Below are 1,016 nucleotides of genomic sequence, written 5' to 3' on the forward strand. Positions count from 1 at the left end.
CCAGCCGGTAGTGGGCGATATCCCGCGCGGCCAGCTCGTGGCAGAGCCAGCGATGGGCCTCGTCAAAGCCGCTCACCCGCAGTGCCCGGTTGCGGCCGTGGCCCGGCAGATCCAGGGCATGGCACGGGACGCCGGGCAGGGCCTGGATGACAGGTCGCCAGTCGTCGGCGTCCCCCAGCAGGCCGTGCAGCAGCACCAGCGGCGCGGCGGGATCAGAGACCACGGATAGCGGCTCCCAGTGCCTTGAGATCCTCGGCGACTTCACTGCTCGGTACCTTGATTTCAATCAGGGTTACCCCGTTTTTCAGGGCTGCGGCATAGTCCCGCTCAAATGCGTCGAGGGTGGTGGGGGTCCGGTAGTGCAGGCCGAACATGGCGGCTGCGTGCTCGAAGTGCAGGCCGTGGGGCAGGCAGTAGTAGGTCTCCAGCAGGGCGTCCTGGGTGGGCACAGGCAGCATGCGGAAGATGCTGCCGCCGTCGTTGTTGAGCAGGATCACCACCAGGGGGCGGCTCCCCTTGCCGAGCAGCGCCAGGCTGTTGAGATCGTGCAGGGCGCTGAGATCCCCGAGCAGCAGGGTGGTGGGCTCGCGACTGTCAGGCGGGACCGACTGTGCGAAGCCGTATGCGGTGGCGATAAGGCCATCGATGCCGGAGGCGCCGCGGTTGGTCATCACCCGGCTGGGGCCCTTGCCCACCTCGCCCAGCATGTCCATCAGCCGGGCCGGCATGCTGTTGCCGACGAACAACTGACCCTGGATCAGCTGATTCACGCGGTGGCACACCCCGAGCTCCGAGAAGCGATCACAGGCGGTGCGGATCTGCTGGCTGATGGCCTGCTGGCGCGCGGCCAACTGGTGCCAGGGCTGCTGCGAATGGGGGATTGGATGGGCGGCCGCAAAGGCGGCGGGGTCGCACACCAGGCGACGGCGCAGCCGGTAGTCGGGGTCGAGGCGTGCCGGCTGCGGGTCCACCAACCAGTAATCCTGCCAGGGGTGTTGTTTGATGAACTGGCCGAG

The 1,016-nt window shown here is 67.8% G+C and carries 2 protein-coding genes; both read right to left on the reverse strand.

The window, feature by feature from the left end; translation table 11 throughout:
• The coding region (locus AACR77_RS15320; RefSeq protein WP_042882631.1) for an alpha/beta fold hydrolase at nucleotides 1–223 on the reverse strand (223 nt) is incomplete at its 3' end.
• Nucleotides 213–1,016: thiamine pyrophosphate-dependent enzyme (locus tag AACR77_RS15325; RefSeq protein ID WP_042882633.1), on the reverse strand; the 804-nt coding region annotated here is incomplete at its 5' end. The genes AACR77_RS15325 and AACR77_RS15320, both read right to left, overlap by 11 nt.

It is taken from the genome of Aeromonas sp. ZOR0002 (genome assembly GCF_963866995.1).
Taxonomy (GTDB): domain Bacteria; phylum Pseudomonadota; class Gammaproteobacteria; order Enterobacterales; family Aeromonadaceae; genus Aeromonas; species Aeromonas caviae.